Genomic DNA, 19927 nt, shown 5'->3' with positions numbered 1-19927 from the left:
CGGCGATTTAAATCGCCACCAGCATAGGGCTCAGTGTCTTTTGCCATCAAGTGAGCGTCCGTGTGGCAACGAACCATCGGGCAGTTCGCCCATCACGGGAGGAAACGCAAGGAAGTAGCTACTATGATCGCCGACGCTGTTCACGATACGCTGGGCCACCGGACGATCGGAGGTGTCCAGGTGGAGTCAGAGGGGCGTAGCGGCCGTCCGCATTCGTGCTCCCCGTCCGGCCGTGCCCGCAGGATAGCGGAGCGACTTGACGGGCTGATGGCTGCGGAGGCCACCAGGACCGGTGACAAGGCACCCGGCTACCGGGAGTTGGCCGACCGGATCAACCGGATCGCCGGACGGAACGTGATCTCCAAGGACACGATCCGCAATCTGCACCAGGCGGCGACCCAGAAGGGGCAGTCGCCCAACCCCACGGTCGAGACGCTGGACTGGCTGGGTCTGGCGTTCGGAATCCGGTCAGGGGCCACGTACTTCCTGGACGACGCGAAGGCCGCGGCCGTGGACGAGCAGTTGCGGGGGCTGGGCAAGCTGGCCGCGCTGAACGGCGCGCTGGGGAACGCGGAAGTGATCGGCCTTGCGCAGCGCGCGTCGGGACTGTCCGACAACAGCCTGCACATGCTGGTCGCGCTCGCCGACCGCTTGAAGGCCCTCGAAGAGGAGGCAGCCGGTGGGGCGGTCGTCCGGACGACCCCCGACGGCGATGGCCGCGGTGTTCGCGAGTAGGGTGACTGACGGACCGTCGCCTTACGAAGGATCTCACGCTCGCGATGCCTGTGCCCCGGAGCCTGCGTAGGCGGTGCGAGAGGATCCTCGCGGAGACGGCACTGCCCGACCCGTTCACGGTCGAAGCGTTTCGCGAGGCGTTGGCCCGGAGCCGCGGCCGGCCGATCGTCATGGAAGGGCTTCCGGAGCTCGGTGACGACGCCCCGTGCGGTCTGTGGATCGCGCTGCCGAGCGTGGACGTGGTCTTCTACGAACAGCACACCAGCCCCGCGCACCAGGACCTGATCAAGCTTCACGAACTCGGCCACGTCCTCTGCGGTCACACCAGGAACATCGAACTCGGCCGGATCGCCGAGCACTTCACCGACCTGACGCCGGAACTCCTGGCGCAGGTCTTCGGCATGGCGCGCAGCAACTTCGACACCGTCGAGGAGCAGGAGGCCGAGATGATCGCCCTGCTCCTGGCCGACCTGGCCGGCGCCGACCGGGTCGGAACCCCGTCCTCACGCCGCTTGGCGGCAAGCCTCGCTCATCCGATCCGCCGGCTGCGACGCTGGCGAGGAGACTGATGTTCACCGTCTACTGGATCACCCTGGCCGTTCTGCTGTGGACGCTGGCGATCTGGCGCGCACCCTCCGCGCTCAGTGGCTCGCGTCCCGCCCGCTGCCTGTGGGGATTCCTCACCTCGATGGCCGTCACGGTCAGCACCGTGCTTCCGGGCGTCGAACCGTTCATCCGGGCCTGCACGGGATCCCCGGACGTGATCGTCCTCATCAAGCACATCGTCGGGCTGGCGTCGAGCTACTTCACCCTGGAGTACGTCATCGCCGTCCACGGCCGGAGGCCACGGCGGCAGGCGTCCGAGCGGTTGCGAATAGGCCTGGTGGTGGCCGCCGCCCTGGCCCTGACCGTGCTGTTCGTCTTCTGCTTCGAGCACGACCCGACGGTCGACGCGACCCTGGTCACCGATGCGCACCTCGGGGATCCGGCCGTGAAGCTCTACGAAGGCATCGTCTACGCCTACCTCGGCACCTCCACCGCGCTGTCGGCCAAACTGTTCTGGTCGAACCGGCGCAGCGTACCGCGAGGACTCCTGCGGGCGGGCCTCCTGTGCATGGCGGCCGGGTGCGGATTCGGCTTCGTCTACACGCTCTACCGGATCTACTTCCTGGCGGGCCAGAAGCAGTCGCCGACACCCGTGGCCGCACCGACCAACCTCCCCTCCCTGTACCTGCCCGTGGCCGCCATCGTCCTGATCTTCGTGGGCCTCACCCTGCCACCGCTGCGGACGGCCGTCCGCTACGCGAGGGACCAGTGGGCCCTGTGGCGGCTCTACCCCCTCTGGTCCGACCTGGTGGAGTCCGTGCCGACCGTGGCCTTCGGCCGGCGGACCGGGCGGACCCGCGATCTCTTCATGCTCGGGGACCGGACCCTCGACGTGGCCCACCGCGCCTTCGCGATCCGTGATGCCGCGCTCGTGCTGCGGGACCGGTCCGAAGCGGCCTCCCCGGGCACCGGGCGGGCCGTGGCGGTGGACGAGCTCAGCGGGGACGAACAGGCGCGGGCGCGGGCCGAGGCGGCCTGGCTGTTCGCCGCGCTCCGGCCCGGCCCGGGTGCGGTCGACGCGGGCCCGCCCCCGGCCCCGTCGGACGCCAGGACGCCGAGTGAGGAGGTCGCGTGGCTGCTCAAGGTCGCGGCAGCGTACGAGTCGCTGCGGAGCGCGCGGATGACGGGATGACGCCGGACCGGCCCGTCGCCGGCAGGTGATCGGTACCCGGCCGACGGCGCGTCCTGAAACGGCCAGACCGGATGAGGACGGTCAGGTGACCTTCCGTCACCACCCGCACGCCAGCAGGATGGTGCTCACCGGAACGGCGGCGCACCGACAGGGGCCGCCGCCGCACCGGGGACGCGGATCGGTCCTTCCGGTCCCGTTCCTTGCCACACGGATCACCATCATCTCTCCGGGAGTACCGACTTGTCCGAGAACGCCCGTCCCAGGGTTACCGCGTTCGTCTCCACCGTGCCGTCCGGCGTGGCCGTGTGCCTCGTGCCCCTCGCCGCCGCCGAGCCGAACTCCGGTGGTTGCATCGGCTGGGACTGACGCATGCTTCCCGTCCATCTCACCCTGATGCCGACGGGGGCGAACCGGCCCACCGAGGACGTGCTCCAGGCCCTCGAAGACACCCTGTGGGCGCACGCGACTCCAGAGTCGGCCATGGAGCACCTGCGGGTGCGGGCGATCCCGGAGGGGATCGGCCTCGTGCTCTTCATCCGTGCGGCGACGCCCGACATCGCGCGAGCCGGGGCCGAGCGCCTGGTGATCGACGCGCTCGCCGCTGCGGGCAGCAGCGTCGACGGGTACACCGTCATGGTCCAGTGCTGATCGACCCTTTCCGGCACTGATCCCCGCACCGATTTCCGCACGGATCCCCGCGCTGATCGGACCCGCTCACTCGGATCGTCCGGGTCGTCACCGCACACCCGCCCCGAGCGCGAGTCCGTCCCTCGTCACGCCCCCGAGCAGTACCACGCAGCCGGCGTAGCACGCGAGCCCGCACGCCGCCGGCACATTCACTCATGCCCAGATGGGAGACAGCCATGCCGTTCATACGAACAGCGACCCGCTCGACCTCGATCCTCCTCGCCGCCGGCCTGTCCGTCGTCGCCTTCGGCGTCGGCCCCGTGCACGCCCAGCCGGGCGGGAACGGTGACCCGGCACCGTCCGTCGGTGTCGTCGACAACGACAAGGGCGGCGCGGGCCAGGGGCCGAGCATCACCCCGATGACGGCCGCGCCGAAGATGACCCGGGCCGAGGTCATCGCCCGCGCGGAATCCTGGGTGGGCCAGAACCTCAAGTACACCAAGACCGGCGAGACCTACCAGGGTTACCGCAAGGACTGCTCCGGCTACGCCTCGATGGCCTGGAAGCTGGCCACCCCGGGCATGGACACCACGAGCTTCGTTCCCAGCGGAGTCGCCTCCTGGCTCGGCAGCAAGGAGGAGCTCAAGGCCGGGGACGCGATGCTGAACGATGCCGCGGGATACAGCGGGCACATCGTCATCTTCGATCGCTGGACCGACAGTACGCACACCAAGTACGACGGCTACGAGTTCACCAGTAGCGGCGTCTGGCACCGTCCGATCCCCTACCCCTACTTCCCTGGATACGGGACGTTCAAGCCGGCCCGCAACAACAGCGTCGTCGACGGTGTGACTGCTGCCCCGTCGACGGTGGGTGTGTATCGGGCGTCGGATCAGACGTTCTACATGGCGGACGGTAGTGGTTCGTCGGTGGTGGGTGTGTCGACGTTCGGGAATCCGGGTGATGTGCCGTTGACGGCGCATTGGTCGTCGACGGGGAAGGACACGGTGGGTGTGTATCGTCCGTCGGATCAGACGTTCTTCCTGACGTCGGACAATCTGAACCTGTATTTGCAGGCGTCGTTCGGTGTGGCGGGTGATGTGCCGTTGGTGGGTGACTGGGACAACACGGGTCGGCCGTCGATCGGTGTGTATCGTCCGTCGGATCAGACGTTCTACCTGAGTTCGGACAATCTGACGGTGAAGTACGCGGTCAAGTTCGGGAATCCGGGCTGGGTTCCGATCGTGGGGAACTGGGGCGGTACCGGTAAGGACACGATCGGGGCGTACGACCCGGATACGCAGACGTTCTATCTGTCGAACTCGAACACGTCGGGGTCCGCGGACCATGTGGTCAAGTTCGGGAGTCCGGGGGATCGTCCGATCAAGGGTGACTGGGACGGGTCGGGCCGGGACAAGATCGGTGTCTACCGGCCCGGGACGCAGGAGTTCTTCGGTGCGGGTTACGACACCGACCAGGTCATCTACGGGGCCAAGTTCGGCAACCCCGACGACATCCCCATCACCGGCCACTGGCGCTGACGGACCGTCCTCGACCCGAACGGCACCCACCGACCACCTCCAGCCGGCCGGGGCCCCACCCCGGCCGGCTCCTTCCAGGGAGTCCCATGTCCGAACAGCACCGATCCGGCCCTCCTCTCGGCCGGATCATCGGAGCCCTCACCGTCGCGGCCGCGCTCTGCGGCACCTTGTCCGGAACGGCGAGCGCCGGTACGGGACAGTCCTCCGGTCTGCGCGATGTCTCCTACCGGGGGCACCACTTCGCGGTCCCGTCCGACTGGAAGGTCGTGGACCTGACCGCGGCCCCGAGCACCTGCGTCCACTTCGACCAGCACGCCCTCTACCTGGGTACCCCGGGAGCCCGGCAGGACTGCCCGGCCCATTTCCAGGGCGGACGTACCGAGGCCCTGCTCGTCGAACCTGACGAGACCGGGGTCCAGGGAGCCACTGAGAACACCACGGCGCAGGAGATTTCGGCCGGAACCGACGGTCTGCGGGTCACCGCGACCTACGACACGGACCGGGCACTGGTCCGCACCGTCCTGGAGAAGGCGGGATTCCCCGCCTCCGCACCTGCCCGACTGCACACCTCCGCGCCCGAGGCCGTGAGCCCCACCGCGACTGCGGCTGCCGCACTGCCGGGCGGCCTGACCACGTTCACCGGCAAGGGCTTCGACACCTGCGCCGCCCCCGATTCCGCGACGATGAACACCTGGCGCGCCAATTCGCCCTACGGCGCCGTCGGGATCTACATCGGCGGACCGAGCCGGGTCTGCCCACAGCCCAACCTCTCGGCCTCCTGGGTCCAGCAGCAGGCCGGCGCCGGCTGGCGGTTCATGCCCATCTACGCCGGCCTGCAGGCCACGCGGATCACCGCGCCGGCCAGCCAGGGCGCCGCAGCGGCCGACGACGCCGTCGCCAAGGCGGCCGCCCTCGGTTTCGGCCCGGGCAGCGTGCTCTACGAGGACATGGAGTACTCCACCGTCAACCCCGCAGGTGTCCTCGGCTACCTGTCGGCCTGGACCGCCGAACTGCACGCCAAGGGCTACAAGTCGGGGGTGTACGGCAGCTCCGACGCCGTGATCACCGATCTGGCCCGCAACATCGGCGGCGGTTACAACCTCCCCGATGTGATCTTCAGTGCCAGGTGGAACGGCGCCGCCGACACCAATGAACCGAACGTGCCGAACGGCGCCTGGGCCAATCACCAGCGGGTGCACCAGTACGCCGGCGACGTCACCGAGAAGTGGGGCGGCGTCAGCATCTCGATCGACCGTGACTACCTCGACGTGGTCGCCGAGGGGCAGCCCGCGGCCGGCTCCCCGTCGACGGTGGGTGTGTATCGGGCGTCGGATCAGACGTTCTACATGGCGGACGGTAGTGGTTCGTCGGTGGTGGGTGTGTCGACGTTCGGGAATCCGGGTGATGTGCCGTTGACGGCGCATTGGTCGTCGACGGGGAAGGACACGGTGGGTGTGTATCGTCCGTCGGATCAGACGTTCTTCCTGACGTCGGACAATCTGAACCTGTATTTGCAGGCGTCGTTCGGTGTGGCGGGTGATGTGCCGTTGGTGGGTGACTGGGACAACACGGGTCGGCCGTCGATCGGTGTGTATCGTCCGTCGGATCAGACGTTCTACCTGAGTTCGGACAATCTGACGGTGAAGTACGCGGTCAAGTTCGGGAATCCGGGCTGGGTTCCGATCGTGGGGAACTGGGGCGGTACCGGTAAGGACACGATCGGGGCGTACGACCCGGATACGCAGACGTTCTATCTGTCGAACTCGAACACGTCGGGGTCCGCGGACCATGTGGTCAAGTTCGGGAGTCCGGGGGATCGTCCGATCAAGGGTGACTGGGACGGGTCGGGCCGGGACAAGATCGGTGTCTACCGGCCCGGGACGCAGGAGTTCTTCGGTGCGGGTTACGACACCGACCAGGTCATCTACGGGGCCAAGTTCGGCAACCCCGACGACATCCCCATCACCGGCCACTGGAAGTAGGGGGGACCGGCATGTCGAAGTCCGCATTCCGTCGGCGATTGATGAGCCTCGCCGCCGTGCTGGCGTTCACCGCGGGTCCGCTATCCGCGTTGAGCACCCAACAGGCCGCCGCGGCCTCGGTCGCCACCTGGGACAAGCTCGCCCAGTGCGAGAGCACTGGCGACTGGTCCAACGTCCACCACACCTCGACCACAACGTACTACGGCGGGCTGCAGTTCGACGCGGCCACCTGGAACGCCTATGGCGGCCAGCAGTACGCACCGTACGCGAACCAGGCGTCCAAGGTGCAGCAGATCCTGATAGCGGAGAAGGTGCTCGCGAAGCAGGGGCAGGGAGCCTGGCCGTACTGCGGGCCCAAGGTGGGGCTCGGATCCGATCATGCGGTGCCGTACCCCGCCTCCAAGCCGTCGATCGGTGTGTATCGGGCGTCGGATCAGACGTTCTACATGGCGGATGGCAGTGGTTCGTCGGTGGTGGGTGTGTCGACGTTCGGGAATCCGGGTGATGTGCCGTTGACGGCGCATTGGTCGTCGACGGGGAAGGACACGGTGGGTGTGTATCGTCCGTCGGATCAGACGTTCTTCCTGACGTCGGACAATCTGAACCTGTATTTGCAGGCGTCGTTCGGTGTGGCGGGTGATGTGCCGTTGGTGGGTGACTGGGACAACACGGGTCGGCCGTCGATCGGTGTGTATCGTCCGTCGGATCAGACGTTCTACCTGAGTTCGGACAATCTGACGGTGAAGTACGCGGTCAAGTTCGGGAATCCGGGCTGGGTTCCGATCGTGGGGAACTGGGGCGGTACCGGTAAGGACACGATCGGGGCGTACGACCCGGATACGCAGACGTTCTATCTGTCGAACTCGAACACGTCGGGGTCCGCGGACCATGTGGTCAAGTTCGGGAGTCCGGGGGATCGTCCGATCAAGGGTGACTGGGACGGGTCGGGCCGGGACAAGATCGGTGTCTACCGGCCCGGGACGCAGGAGTTCTTCGGTGCGGGTTACGACACCGACCAGGTCATCTACGGGGCCAAGTTCGGCAACCCCGACGACATCCCCATCACCGGCCACTGGAGCTGAGCCGATCCGGGGCGGAGATACCCTGGCGGGCCGCCCGTCGATCTTTCGACGGGCGGCCCGGGCGGCACGGCATCGGTCCGTGCCGCTGATCCCCTGACTCTCGCGGCGGGCCCGGGTCGCCGGGTGCCGACCGTACCTTCGACCTGGAGTCGACCTGATGAGACTCACTCAACGGATGGGCCGCGGGCTGGTGTCCGCGGTTCTGATCGCACTGACCTCCATACCCGCCGGCTTCGTCGCCGCACCGGCGGTGGCCGCCGGCGCGGCTCCGACGCCGGTGGACCTCAGCGTCGCCGGTCCGTTCACCGACACGTTCCGGCAGAGTCCGACGCTCAACACGGCACCGCTGCGCGGACTCAACGTCGGTCTGGCCCAGCGTCAGCAAGGCAGTGTCCGGCCGGTCTCCTGGACCAGGACCTCCGGCCGCTGGGACACCATCGCGCAACCCGACTCCTCCTACGCGCAGGTCAGCACGGCGGATCAGCCCAACCGGCTGGTCTTCACCACGGGAGTCTCGGCACTCATGCTCGGTGCCCCCGTGATCGCGGACACCGACGGGACGTACACCGTCTCGACGGTGGTGGACCCGTCGGTCGGTGAGCACACCGGAAACGACTGGGCCTCCGTGGTGCTCAGCCGCAGCCATCGCGCCTCCGGGTACGTGACCAACGGTGACGTCGATCTGGGGCTGACCGTCGGATCCTCCGGCAGGCTCGCCCTGTTCCACGGCGGAGGCGGCGAAACGCCGTTCTGGCAGGGGACGGTGACGCCCGCCGACCGGTACGCGGTGTCAGTGCGAGTGTCGACAGGCGCCGACAAGGCCATCACCCTGACCGTCAACGGGACCGCCTTCCCGATCACCGGTCCGGCCTCGGTCAACCGCTGGCCGAGCAGCGCGTTCCTGTACCTCGGCACCTACCTCTCCACCTCGGACCGGATCACCACCTTCGGAGACGGCACCGACACCGGCCTGAACGTCAGCCGGATCGACGCGAGTGCCACGGCCGGTGCCAAGCCCTTCGTCGACACCTTCGACGGTGCCCCGGCCGGCAGCGACAACGGTCTCAACGACGACCTGAGCGCGCGTCAGCCCACGCTGGTCTCCGCCGGCTACGCCGCGGTGTCCGGCGTCAAGGGCCTGGCGGCCACGCCTTCGGCGAGCTCGGTGCGGGTCAACAGCCAGACCGCCCCCAACGCGCTGTCCTTCCCGCAGGGCACCGCCGCCGTACGGTTGAGCAAGCCTGCCACCGCCGACCTCTCCGGCTCCTACACGGTGCACGCCCGGCTCACCCCGGCGGTCGGCCGCACCAGTGGCGGCGACGCCGCGACCCTGCTCGTCAGCAACGCCTCCGGATCGACGGGCGCGGTCGACGCCGGCGACGTCGCCCTCGGCCTGCGGGTGCAGGCCGACGGTTCGATGAAGCTGTACCAGGCGGGCCGGACACTGCCGTTGCTGACCGATACCGTCCCGCCCGGTTCCGGGAGTTACGAGGTCTCCCTGGCGTTGACCGGCGGCGCCGCCCGGCAGGCGACCGTCACCGTGAACGGCAGCACGCTGTTCGCCGGCCAGGTGCCCGCGGACCTGCCGCGCGACGGCTACGTGCACCTCGGCTCCGAGCGCGCCACCCCCGGTACCGTCGGCGCCGTGGACGACCTGCGGGTCAGCATGCTCGGCGGGCTCGACTACTACGGCTACTTCGACGTCATGGACCCGGACGACCCGAACTACAGCGTGGATCACAGCGCCGAGGTGGCGCCGTGGACGAACCTGAACAACTTCATCGGCCAGGACCTCACGGACCCCCGCTACGCCGGTTTCCTGGACTACTGCCGCCCCGCCGCCTGCGTCATCGACGTGAGCAGGCAGGTGATGCTGACCGGCCCGGTCCGGCCCAACCCGGACGCCCCGGCGGCGCTGGCCGGCCTGGTGTCCCGGATCGGCTCCAACCTGGACAAGATCTCCGCGGTCTACACCCTGGACGAGCCCTACTACCAGGGCTTCGACGCCACCCAGGTGCAGACCGAGGCGAACCAGGTGCGGGACGCCTTCCCCGGCAAGATGCTCGCCTACACCACGGACCTCTACCACCTGACGTCGCCGGTGCCGAGCGGGGTCGACCTGGTCGGCTTCGACAACTACTGCGCCGGCCGCGGCACCAACGCGCAGAAGCTGGCCGAGCTGCAGGGCGCCCTCGCCTCTCCCGACCAGCACCTGGTGCTGTTCCCGGAGAGCGTCATTCCTCGTGTCGTGGGGTGCGGGACGGCCACCGACTCTGTCCTCGCGGCCAACAATGCGGAGTACCGGGCCATGGCGGCTCAGAACCCCCGGGTGGTGTACCTGGAGAACTTCCGCTGGATCAACGCCCAGCAAGCGACGGACATGCCGCTCACCACGCGCCGACAGCAGAGCATCGGCGCCGCCGTCATCAACGCCACCCCGGCTCCGGCGGCGGCAGGCGTCGGCGTCTACCGGCCCGGTGACCGCACCGTGAGCGAGAACAGCCACAACGACGTCCTGGTCGGAACCTCTGACACCTCGCAGCTGGTCAGCGGCCCGGACGACGTCGTGCTGACCGGCCACTGGAACGGCCCGGGCATCGACACCGTCGCTGTCTACCGGCCCGGCGACCAGACCTTCGTGCTCCCCAACGGCGACGGCACCACGTCCTCCTACAAGTTCGGCAACCCGGGCGACCGTCCGATCGTCGGGGACTGGAGCGGACGGGGCCGCACCACGATCGGTGTCTACCGGCCGGGCAACCAGACCTTCTACCTCAGCGACGACAACACCAGCGCCACCTACACGGTCAAGTACGGCAGCCGGAACTGGACCCCGTTGGTCGGCAACTGGAGCGGCAGCGGCCGTACCACCATCGGTGCGTACGACCCCGACACCCAGACGTTCCACCTGCGCGACACCAACACCCCGGGCACCGATGACCACCGCTTCACGTTCGGAAGCCCCGGCGACCTCCCGATCAAGGGCGACTGGGACGGCGCCGGGATCGACACCGTCGGTGTCTACCGGCCCGGTGACCAGACCTTCTACGGCTCGGGCAAGGAAGGCGCCCTGACCGTCTACGGCACCCGGTTCGGGAACCCGGGCGACCGGCCCCTGGTCGGCAACTGGGGCTGAGACCACGGGCACCAGCGGGCCCCGCCGGAGGGGTCCGCTGGTGCCGCCGGCCGTCAGGCGCGCAGGGCGGCCAGCCAGGACTCGACCTCGTCGGCGTGGCGGGGGAGGGCCGCGGAGAGGTTCTCGTTGCCGTCCTCGGTGACCAGGATGTCGTCCTCGATCCGCACCCCGATGCCGCGGTACTCCGCCGGCACCGTCAGGTCGTTCTCCTGGAAGTAGATCCCCGGCTCGACGGTGAGCACCATGCCCGGCTTCAGCGGGCCGTCCACGTGGAGCTCGGTGAGCGAGTGGGCGCAGTCGTGCACGTCGATGCCCAGCATGTGGCCGGTGCCCGCCAGGGTGAAGCGGCGGTGCAGGCCCAGCTCGTACACCTTGTCGGCGGTCAGGTCCCCGAACAGGCCCCAGGAGGTGAGGTGTTCGGCGAGCTCGCGCTGGGCCGCGTGGTGGAAGTCGCGGAAGTCCGCGCCCGGCCGGACCGCCGCGATGCCCGCCTCCTGCGCGGCCAGCACGGCGTCGTACACCCTGCGCTGCACCTCGGTGAACCGGCCGCTGACCGGCAGGGTGCGGGTGACGTCCGCGGTGTAGAGCTCGTTGGTCTCCACGCCCGCGTCCAGCAGCAGCAGGTCGCCCGGCCGGGCCTGCCCGGTGTTGCGCACCCAGTGCAGGGTGGTGGCGTGCGGGCCGGCCGCGGCGATGGTGCTGTAGCCGACGTCGTTGCCCTCGATCCGGGCGCGGACGAAGAAGGTGCCCTCGATCAGCCGCTCCGGCGTCGCGGAGTCGGTGCCGAGGACGCGCACCACGTCCTCGAAGCCGCGGGCGGTGGCCTCGCACGCGAAACGCAGCTCGGCGATCTCGAACTCGTCCTTGACCAGGCGCAGTCCGGACAGGAAGACCTCGAACTCCTCGTCCCGTCCGGCGTCCGCCCGGCCGTCGAGGGCCCGCTCCACGCCCGCGTCGTGGCGGCGCAGCACCCGCACCGGGCCGGTGGACGCCCGCAGGTCGTCGCGGACGGCGCGCACGTCCCGGCAGGGCAGGCCGAGCAGCCGCTCGCTCTCGGTCAGGCTGTTGCGGCGGCCGTCCCACAGCTCGCCGTGGTTGTCCAGCCAGAACTCGCCGTTGTCGATCTCCGAGCGGTTGCGCAGGTAGAGGACGGCGGTGTGCCCGCTGTCGCCGGTCGGCTCCAGCACCAGTACGGAGTCCTGGGACTGGTCACCGGTCAGGTAGACGTAGTCGGAGGACGGCCGGAACGGGTAGTCGGTGTCGTTGGCCCGCACCTTGGGGTTGCCGGACGGGACCACCAGCAGCTCGCCGGGGAAGGCGGCGGAGAGCTCGGCGCGGCGGCGGGCGGTGTGCGCGGCCTGCCGGATCGGCTCCAGGGCGGTGCGCTCGGTGTCGGCCCAGCCTCGCTTCATGCTCTCGGCGAGCTCGTCCGTGACGCCACGGGTGAGGCCGTTCTTCCGGTACTTGATGGTGTCGGCGGGCTCGGTCACTACGGTCTCTCCTCGTGAGGGTCGTGGACGCGACGCGCTTCGCTACGCTGCTCCGTCCGTCGGCATGCGTCCCGTACGGTATATCGAACGTTGCCGGGAGAGAAGAGGTCGAGGGTGAACGACGCCGAGGAGTCCGGTCCGCACCGGGCGGGTGAGCAGGACGCGGAGACCGTCCGGGGTGTCCTCGCCGCCAACCTGAAGCGGGTACGGGCGCAGCGCGGGCTCTCGCTCTCCGAGCTGTCCCGGCGGGCCGGGATCGGCAAGGCGACGCTCTCCCAACTGGAGTCCGGGGCCGGCAACCCGACCCTGGAGACCGTGCTCGGGCTCTCCCGGGTGCTCGGCGTGCCGATCTCCGACCTGGTGGAGGCGCGGCCCGTCGACGAGGTGACGGTGGTGCGGGCGGCCGACGCCGAGGTGCTGAGCGGCCGGGGCGTGGACCTGCGCCCGCTGCGCCGGATCGAGTCCGGGGACGTGGTGTTCGAGATCTACGACCAGCAGGTGCGCACCGACGGCACCCAGATCTCCGCCGGCCACATCGGCACCGAGCACACCGTCGTCCAGGCCGGGCGGCTGAGGGTCCGGGCCGGGCGCCGGGAGGTCGAGCTCGGCCCGGGCGACTACGTCGGCTTCGACGCCTCGCTGCCGCACTCGTACACGGCGGTGGGCGGCGAGCCGGTGCGCTCGGTGCTCCTCCTGCAGTACCGGGCGGAGCAGCGGCTGCACCTCGCGGGCGAGGGGGCGGGGGAGGGGGCGGACGGGGCCGTCGGGCGGGCCGCCCTGGAACCCGCCGCGCAGCCTGCCCTGGGGCCGTCGCAGGGCCCGTTGCAGGGGCCGTCGCTGGGGACTGCGCACTGAGCCGGTGCGGTTCGCCAGGGACGCCGGATGTTCGGTTTACCGAACAAGCGGCCGGGGATTTTGCTCCGGCCCCCACTCCCCTCGTGGTGGGGGCCGGAGCGGGCTTCCCCCGTGCCGACGGAGAGAGCATGCCAAGCGCGGCGGCCGGACGGCCATGCATTAGCCTCTGGGCCTAATAGTTGAGAACGCGCCAGGTCAGGGCGGCTGCGGGGGAGCGGGAGGACGATTCGTGATCGCATTGAAGTTCGGGGTCGCGGATCTCGCGAAGACCCGGTTCGTCATATCGCCGCTCGACCACCTGATGGCCGGCTCGGCCAGGCAGGGCGTGCACCAGGGCACCGGGTCGCGCAGCGAGCGCTGGTGGCGGGACGTCCGCCGCCACGTGCCCGACCGGGCCCGGCGCTTCCTCGACGTGGTCAACGCGAGCCCGATCGGCGTCCCCGACTTCATGGTGGCCGACCTCGACGCCGTCCGCCGGCAGCTGGACGACGAGCTCGACGCGCTCCTCGCCGTCCCGCAGCAGGTCGTCGAGGAGGGCGTCGCGCCGTTCGGCAGCGGGACCGGACTCCCGACCGCCCTCGCCCGGTTGTGCGACGACGGCACCCGGGGCCTGCGCGAGGTCAGCGACGGCGCCTGGGCACTCTTCCGCACCTGCCTCGCCCCGGACTGGCCCGAGATCCGCCGCGCCCTGGAAGCCGACATCGCCGTCCGGGCCCGCACCGCCGCCCGCTCCGGGATCGGCGCGATGCTCGACTCGCTCCACCCGAACGCGGTCTGGCGGGACGAGGGCGTCCTGGAGTGCACCCTCGGCGAGCTGGAGGGCTGCTTCGACCTGGGCGGCCGGGGCCTGGAGCTGCGGCCCAACTTCTTCGTCCAGCAGAGCATCGGCCTCCTGGCCGGACCGGACCGCCAGAGCCTGCTGCTGCACCCCCTCGGTGCCCCGGCCGCCGAATCCCCGACCCGGCCGTCGACCGCCGACGGCCTCGCCGCCGTCCTCGGCCCCGCCCGGGCCCGCGTGCTGCGCGTGATCGCCGGCGGCGGCTGCTCCACCGCCGAACTCGCCCAGCGCCTCGGCGTCACCCCGCCCTCCGCCTCCGCCCACGCCGCCGCCCTGCGCGCGGCCGGGCTGATCGGCACCCGGCGCGAGGGCAGGCAGGTCCGCCACACCCTCACCGACGTCGGCCAGGACCTCCTCCTCGACAACCCGCAACCCCCGGCCCCGACCTCGGCCCCGGCCTGAGCGGAGGCCGGTCCGGGCCGCGCCAGGCCGCACCGGGCCGTCAACCGGGCGGGCTCCCGTCCGCCCCGGGGTGCGAACGGTGTGGAAACGGGCCGTGAACTGTTCCCCCGTCGGGGTCCTCTCCGTGCCGCGCCGTCGACCGCGCGGTCCCGCCCGGGCGCGGTGGTGAGCGGCGCCCGGCGGCCGGCCGTCCACGACGGGCCTGGGGCCGAAACGCCCAGGACACGGGCCACGAGCACCGCCTTTCACAGCGCATACCCCCGGGCGTCACCGGGGGTTGGCCCGCCGGTCGGTCATCCCCCGGAGGCTCGGGGCCGGGCCCGGCGATGATCGGCGAACCGCTGCCGTCCGCCACCGGTCCGGGCATCATGGGCCAGGACGGGTCGTCGCGGAGCGGGCGGAAGCGGGAACGCGGAAGCGGAACAGGAGTCGACCGATGAGAAGGCCGATGGTGGCGTTCGGCTGCGCGAAGTGTTACGGCGAGGACGCGCACGCGGTGTGGCGCGGCCAGCGGGAGGGGTTCGAGCACGAGACCGATGTGGTGGACGGCTCCCGCTTCTCCGTGGACGTCCGCCGCTGCCGGGACTGCTCGCAGCGGTTCGTCTGGATCTTCACCGAGCTCGTCGACTGGATGGGCGGCGACGACGCCCAGTACGTGACGGTCATGCCGCTCACCCCCGCCGAGGCCACCGGCCTGATCACCGGCACGCTGCGCCCCCTCGACCTGGGCGCGCTCGGCCGGGACCGCCGACGGCTGAACCACGACTGGCCGACCGGCGGCCCGGCCGTACTGCACTGGAACTCCGGGCCGTTCCGGGTCACCGGAAGCCGCTGAGCCGCGGCGCGGGCGCCGTCGGCCGGGGCGCCTGGTCGGGCGGCCGCGGCCCGCGTGTTGATCGGCTGTCTACCGACCCCTGCGAGGGTTCTGACGCTTGATCACACGTGAGTAGGGAGCGTCAGCAGTGTTTCGAACGGTTGTGGTCCGCGCGGCGGTTGCCGGTGCGGCGGTCCTGGCGTCGGTGGTGGGCGCCGTCGCATGGGGTGCCGGGGATCCCGGACGGGGGCACGGCTCGCCGGCCGAGCCGCCGGCGAAGGCCTGCGGCGGGTCGCCCGACGTGCGGTGCCTGGCGAGCAAGGTCGCGTGGAACGGGACCGGCCTGATCATCGGCGATTCTCGCCGGGGGTGACGACGGCCCGGTCGCCCGTGGCGAGCGCGGTCAGCAGCAGCCCCGCGTCGGCGGACTCCGGTGCGCTCAGCCTGCCGAGCAGCAGCTGGGCCTCCGCCTCGTGAGTCCGTGCGGTGCCGTGGTCACCCCGAGCGGTCATCGCGTTGGCCAACACCAGGTGGGCGAGAGCGCGTTCGCGCTGCCGCCCGCCTTCCGTCGCCAGGACCAGGGCGCGTTCCGCCTGGTGCACCGCCTCGTCGACCCGCCCGAGCAGGCGCAGGACGTCGGCCAGCCGGCTCCGGGCGGCCGACTCCCGGTCCAGGTCGCGGGCGGGGTGCGCGCGGTCGATGCAGAGCCGCAGCTGCGCGGCGGCGTCGTCGAGCCGGCCCAGTACCTGGTAGGCGAGACCGAGGACGTAGTGCACGTACGCGGTCATCGCCGGATCGGCGGCCCCTCCGGCCGGCTCGTCGAGGAGCAGCCGGCAGGTCTCCGCCGCGATCGCCGCACGGCCGCTGCGGATCCGGGACAGCGCGGCGTTCGCCGCACTCGCCACCTCGCCCGAACGGTGACCGAGTCGCCGGGCGAGCAGCGCGGCCTCGTCGAAGGCGGCGATCGCCTCTCCGTGCCGGCCCTCGGCCTGGGCGATCAGGCCCAGGTCGTTGAGCGCCTGCCGCAGCACGGCCCGGTCGCCCGCCTCCTGGCAGGCCCGGGCGGCCTCGCGGGCCTGCGCGCCGGCCTCGTCGAGCCGGGCCCCGGCCAGCAGGATGGTGCCCAGCAGGAACCGGGAACGGCCCTCCGCGGCGCGGTCGCCGCAGGCCACGGCGGCGCCGATCAGCAGGCGGGACGCCTCCTCCGCCCGGCCGCCGAAGGCGCCCAGGCCGAGCGGGCTGAGGGCGATCAACAGGTCGACGGTGGGCCGCAGTTCGCCCGGGCCGGCGGTCGCGATCGCGGCGGCGAGGGCCACCGCGCTCGGCGTCTCGGCCCGCGCCCACCGGCGGGCGTCCGCCAGGTCCGCGAAGCCCGGGTGGGCGGCGGGGCGCGGCGCCGGCTCGCCGAGGACGTCGGCCACCGGCGCGCCGAGGACATCGGCGACCGGCGCGCCGAAGACGTCGGCGACCGGGTCGCCGGGCACGGCGAGGGCGAAGGCCGTACGGGCGCGGGAGAGCAGCAGCGTCAGCAGCCGATGGTGAGCGGCGGTTCGTTCGTCGGGGTCCAGCCGCCGGGACGTCCGGCGGGCGAAGGCCCGTACCAGGTCGTGGTAGCGGTAGCGCCCGGCGCCGATCGATTCGAGGAGCGCCTGGTCCACCAGCGACTCGGCGAGGCGTTCCGCCTGCTCCTCGGGCAGGCTCAGGACGGCGGCCGCCGAGGCGAGGCCGATGTCCGGCTCGATCCAGGAGAGCAGTCGGAACGCCGACGCCAGGGCCGGGGGGAGCAAGCGGTAACTGAGGTCGAAGACCTGCTCGATGGCGACATCGCGGGTGCGGAGCGCGGTGATGCCCTCCCGGTCGTCGGTGAGGCGCCGGACGAGCGCGGCGATCGGCTGGTCCGGAGTCGCGGCGAGCCGGGCGGCGGCGATCCGTACGGCCAGCGGCAGCCGGCCGCAGGCCTCCACCAGCAGCTCGGCGTCAGCCTGTTGGGAGCAACGGCGGGCCCTGCCGATGACCGCGTCCAGCAGGCTCAGCGCTTCGCCCTCGCTGAACACGTCCAGTGCGACGTGCAGGACCGACGGCACGCTGTAGAGCACCGTGCGGCTGGTGACGATCACCGCGCAGTCCGGGGAGCCGGGCAGGAGCGGCTGGATCTGGGCGTCGTCCCGCGCGTTGTCCAGGAGGATCAGCAACCGCTTGCCGGCGGTGGCGGTCCGGAACAGGGCGGACCGGCCGGGCAGGTCCTTGGGGACGGCCGCGGGCCGGATGCCCAGGGCGGTCAGGAACTCCGCCAGGATGTCGGACGCGCTGGCGGGCACCAGGTCGGCGCCGCGCAGGTCCGCGTAGAGGCGGCCGTCCGGGAAGTGCGGGCGCAGGGTGTGGGCGGCCCGCACGGCGAGGGCCGTCTTTCCGACGCCGGCCATGCCGGTGACGGTCGCCAGGCGCAGGCCGGGGCCGGTCCGGGAGGTGAGGGCGTGGCCGAGGCGGGCGACGTGGTCCCGGCGGCCGGTGAAGTGGGGGAGCGGTGAGGGGAGTTGGTCCGGGTCCAGTTCGTCGCGCAGGGCGGCGAGTTCGGGGCCCGGCTCGATGCCGAGGCGCTCCACGAGCCGTTCGTGGAGGGTGTCGTAGACCGTACGGGCCTCCGGCGTGCGGCCCTGGCGGTGCAGCGCGCGGATGAGCAGGGCCTGGAGGCGCTCGCGGAAAGGGTGGTCGGCGGTGAGGCTTTCCAGCTCGGGCAGGTAGTCGGCCGGGTCGGCGAGGGCGACGTCGAGGGCCAGGCGCTCTTCGAGGAGGGTGAGGTGAAGCTCGGAGAGGCGTTCGCGCTCGCGGTGCATGAGCGGCCCGGGGAGGTCGGCCAGTGGCTCGCCGTGCCAGAGTGAGAGCGCCTGCCGGAGGCGGGCCCTGGCCTGCTCCGGCTGTTCGAGGGAGCACCGGCCAGCCAGCTCGTGAAGCTGCTTGGCCCGCCAGAGGTCGACCTGGTCCGGATCGACCGCCAACCGGTACCCGCCCGCCTGGGAGAGGAGGACGGTGGGGGTCTCGCGGGCCGGCTCCAGCAGCTTGCGCAGCTGGGAGACGTAGGAACGGAGGGTGATCAGGGGCGAGCCGGGCGGCTGGTCGCCCCACAGGTCGTCGATCAGCTCATCGACCGTGACGACCGCGTCGGGCCGCAGGAGGAGCGAGACCAGCACCGACCGCTGCCGAGGAGCCCCCAAGGCGATGGCGGAACCGGAGCGCTGCACCTGCAACGGGCCGAGTAACGCGAAGCTGAGCGGATTCGGATCACCGGCTAACGGCAAGAGAGTTCCCCCATGGATGCAGGCCGGCCTCGGGGTGCCGACTGGCCTCACATCTTCGCTGGCATGGCACCCGTTCACAAACGCGCTATCGGCTCTCGGCCAGTTCATAGCGACCGTTTGGCCTGGATCGCGCTGAGGGTGTCGGTGAGAGAGAGCGCGCTGTTCCGGAGATGCCTCCAATCCCTCTCCCAGCGCCTGACTTCATCGGGGTCCTTTGAGAAGAGCGCTCCGAGTTTGGACTCCGAGTAGAGCATGGTTGAGTGGTCGGGGAGCGTGAGCATGATTGCCGACCATGCAAAGGGGCACTCCTCGCCACGCGTGAACGGGAAGACTTGCAGTGTGACATTCGGCAGCTTGGCGAGATCGTCAAGGCGCTGAAGTTGGGCGTTTGTTACGGCGTCGCCGCCGATCCGGGTGTGGACACAGCTTTCGTCCAGGATGAAGTGGAAGTGCGGGGCATCCGTTCTCGTGAGAAGGCGTCGGCGAGAGACGACGAAGGCGGTTCGTTCCTCGGCCTGACTTTGACTGATTTCGCCGCGATCCGCAGCGGCATTGTGAAGTGCTGCGGCATATTCCTGGGTCTGGAGCAGTCCAGGAACGAATCTCTCCTGGAAATGTCTGATCTCGATGGCCTTCGACTCGTATGAGGCGTACTTGAAGAATCCCTTGAGCATGGAGGTCTCTTGGAGGTCTCACCACAACGACTCCAGAGTGTCGTTGGCGTCCAGTGCGGCATCGGCGCGAGTGGCAAGAGGGAAGGGCGGTGGGCGATCCCCGAGTTCAACATAGGAGACGAACGCGCCAGAGTAGTTGATCAACTTTCCTAGCTGGGTCTGCGTGAGGCCCCGGGCCTGCCGGAGGCTTCGGAGCTTCCTTCCGAAGGCGACCCGCCGAGACTCGGGCGGTTCCGTTGCTTCGCTACTCATGATCACCTCGGTTCAACTGATTGGGTGTTGAGTTGAAACGTCTTCCGATCGTAGAGCCGCGCACCGATCCTTGGAGCGCGATCGCCGATTCCTTGCGGTCGCTCAGTGTGTAATGCGCCCATGAGTGAGACATCGAGGACAATATGACAAAGGGATATTCTGGCGAAAGCCTGATCCTTCGGCGGAACTTCCCGCCCTGCCGGTGTGCGCGGTGCGGCGAATCCGTCCCGGAGGCCCGCATGACCTCCGCCGCCATCGCCCCGGCGGCGCCGCCCGTGCGACGGGTGGCGCCGCCGTCCGTGCCCTACCGCCCCGCCTCCACCGGTGAGCGGGTCTTCGACGTCCGCTCCGGGCGCTGGGGTGCCTTCATGGGTTGGGCGCACGGCCTCGCCTTCCTCCGGCCCCTCAACGGCGGCATCGAGTGGGACACCGAAGCGCGTTGGATCTCGAACATCGAACAGTGAG

The 19927-nt window shown here is 70.5% G+C and carries 17 protein-coding genes; 13 read left to right on the top strand and 4 right to left on the bottom strand.

Annotation, left to right across the window (positions count from 1 at the left end; translation table 11 throughout):
• Positions 1 to 267 precede the first annotated feature (267 nt).
• The 9 genes from ACYP53_RS24355 to ACYP53_RS24315 all read left to right on the top strand — a co-directional run bounded on the left by ACYP53_RS24355 (position 268) and on the right by ACYP53_RS24315 (position 10841).
• The gene (locus ACYP53_RS24355) at positions 268 to 735 is read left to right on the top strand and encodes a hypothetical protein (RefSeq protein WP_459648947.1); all 468 of its coding nucleotides are present in this window, start codon (positions 268 to 270) and stop codon (positions 733 to 735) included.
• Between the two features lie 170 nt (positions 736 to 905).
• Positions 906 to 1304 carry a hypothetical protein gene (locus ACYP53_RS24350; RefSeq protein WP_459648946.1) on the top strand — a complete coding sequence of 133 codons (399 nt, stop codon included), beginning with the start codon at positions 906 to 908 and terminating at the stop codon, positions 1302 to 1304.
• Complete coding sequence (locus ACYP53_RS24345; protein ID WP_459648945.1) at positions 1304 to 2473, top strand: MAB_1171c family putative transporter; 1170 nt, start codon at positions 1304 to 1306, stop codon at positions 2471 to 2473. The genes ACYP53_RS24350 and ACYP53_RS24345 overlap by 1 nt, the downstream gene beginning before the upstream one ends.
• A 240-nt stretch (positions 2474 to 2713) precedes the next feature.
• A complete protein-coding gene (locus tag ACYP53_RS24340) occupies positions 2714 to 2839 on the top strand; it encodes a hypothetical protein (RefSeq protein ID WP_459648944.1) in 126 nt (41 codons plus the stop codon).
• Positions 2840 to 2842: 3 nt separating this feature from the next.
• Positions 2843 to 3121, top strand: a complete 279-nt coding sequence (locus tag ACYP53_RS24335; RefSeq protein ID WP_459648943.1) for a hypothetical protein — start codon at positions 2843 to 2845, stop codon at positions 3119 to 3121.
• A 215-nt stretch (positions 3122 to 3336) separates the two neighbouring features.
• Entirely contained in the window at positions 3337 to 4641 is a 1305-nt protein-coding gene (locus ACYP53_RS24330; protein WP_459648942.1) for a hypothetical protein, read from the top strand.
• Between the two features lie 86 nt (positions 4642 to 4727).
• On the top strand, positions 4728 to 6623 hold the full coding sequence (locus ACYP53_RS24325) for a glycoside hydrolase domain-containing protein (protein WP_459648941.1): 1896 nt from the start codon (positions 4728 to 4730) through the stop codon (positions 6621 to 6623).
• Between the two features lie 11 nt (positions 6624 to 6634).
• On the top strand, positions 6635 to 7705 hold the full coding sequence (locus tag ACYP53_RS24320) for a transglycosylase family protein (RefSeq protein ID WP_459648940.1): 1071 nt from the start codon (positions 6635 to 6637) through the stop codon (positions 7703 to 7705).
• Between the two features lie 157 nt (positions 7706 to 7862).
• The gene (locus ACYP53_RS24315) at positions 7863 to 10841 is read left to right on the top strand and encodes a hypothetical protein (protein ID WP_459648939.1); all 2979 of its coding nucleotides are present in this window, start codon (positions 7863 to 7865) and stop codon (positions 10839 to 10841) included.
• A 53-nt stretch (positions 10842 to 10894) separates the two neighbouring features.
• Here ACYP53_RS24315 and ACYP53_RS24310 read toward each other — a convergent pair whose 3' ends face one another.
• Complete coding sequence (locus ACYP53_RS24310; RefSeq protein WP_459648938.1) at positions 10895 to 12331, bottom strand: aminopeptidase P family protein; 1437 nt, start codon at positions 12329 to 12331, stop codon at positions 10895 to 10897.
• Between the two features lie 114 nt (positions 12332 to 12445).
• Here ACYP53_RS24310 and ACYP53_RS24305 point away from each other — a divergent pair, with 114 nt between their 5' ends.
• The 3 genes from ACYP53_RS24305 to ACYP53_RS24295 all read left to right on the top strand — a co-directional run bounded on the left by ACYP53_RS24305 (position 12446) and on the right by ACYP53_RS24295 (position 15261).
• A complete protein-coding gene (locus ACYP53_RS24305) occupies positions 12446 to 13186 on the top strand; it encodes a helix-turn-helix domain-containing protein (protein WP_459648937.1) in 741 nt (246 codons plus the stop codon).
• Between the two features lie 229 nt (positions 13187 to 13415).
• Positions 13416 to 14426: an ArsR/SmtB family transcription factor gene (locus tag ACYP53_RS24300; protein WP_459648936.1), complete on the top strand. Its 1011-nt coding sequence runs from the start codon at positions 13416 to 13418 to the stop codon at positions 14424 to 14426.
• A gap of 436 nt (positions 14427 to 14862) precedes the next feature.
• Positions 14863 to 15261, top strand: coding sequence for a hypothetical protein (locus ACYP53_RS24295; RefSeq protein WP_459648935.1), 399 nt, complete (start codon positions 14863 to 14865; stop codon positions 15259 to 15261).
• 326 nt (positions 15262 to 15587) lie between these two features.
• Here the strand turns inward: ACYP53_RS24295 and ACYP53_RS24290 are convergent, their stop codons facing one another.
• The 3 genes from ACYP53_RS24290 to ACYP53_RS24280 form a co-directional block, all read right to left on the bottom strand.
• Positions 15588 to 18479, bottom strand: a complete 2892-nt coding sequence (locus tag ACYP53_RS24290; protein WP_459649820.1) for an AfsR/SARP family transcriptional regulator — start codon at positions 18477 to 18479, stop codon at positions 15588 to 15590.
• A gap of 161 nt (positions 18480 to 18640) precedes the next feature.
• Entirely contained in the window at positions 18641 to 19210 is a 570-nt protein-coding gene (locus ACYP53_RS24285; RefSeq protein WP_459648934.1) for a DUF5753 domain-containing protein, read from the bottom strand.
• Positions 19211 to 19228: 18 nt separating this feature from the next.
• Positions 19229 to 19462: a helix-turn-helix transcriptional regulator gene (locus ACYP53_RS24280; protein ID WP_459648933.1), complete on the bottom strand. Its 234-nt coding sequence runs from the start codon at positions 19460 to 19462 to the stop codon at positions 19229 to 19231.
• 239 nt (positions 19463 to 19701) lie between these two features.
• Here ACYP53_RS24280 and ACYP53_RS24275 point away from each other — a divergent pair, with 239 nt between their 5' ends.
• Positions 19702 to 19926, top strand: a complete 225-nt coding sequence (locus ACYP53_RS24275; protein WP_459648932.1) for a hypothetical protein — start codon at positions 19702 to 19704, stop codon at positions 19924 to 19926.
• Position 19927 lies beyond the last annotated feature (1 nt).

Source organism: Kitasatospora sp. Ki12, from assembly GCF_054601375.1.
This window is presented reverse-complemented; position numbering and strand designations above follow the sequence as displayed.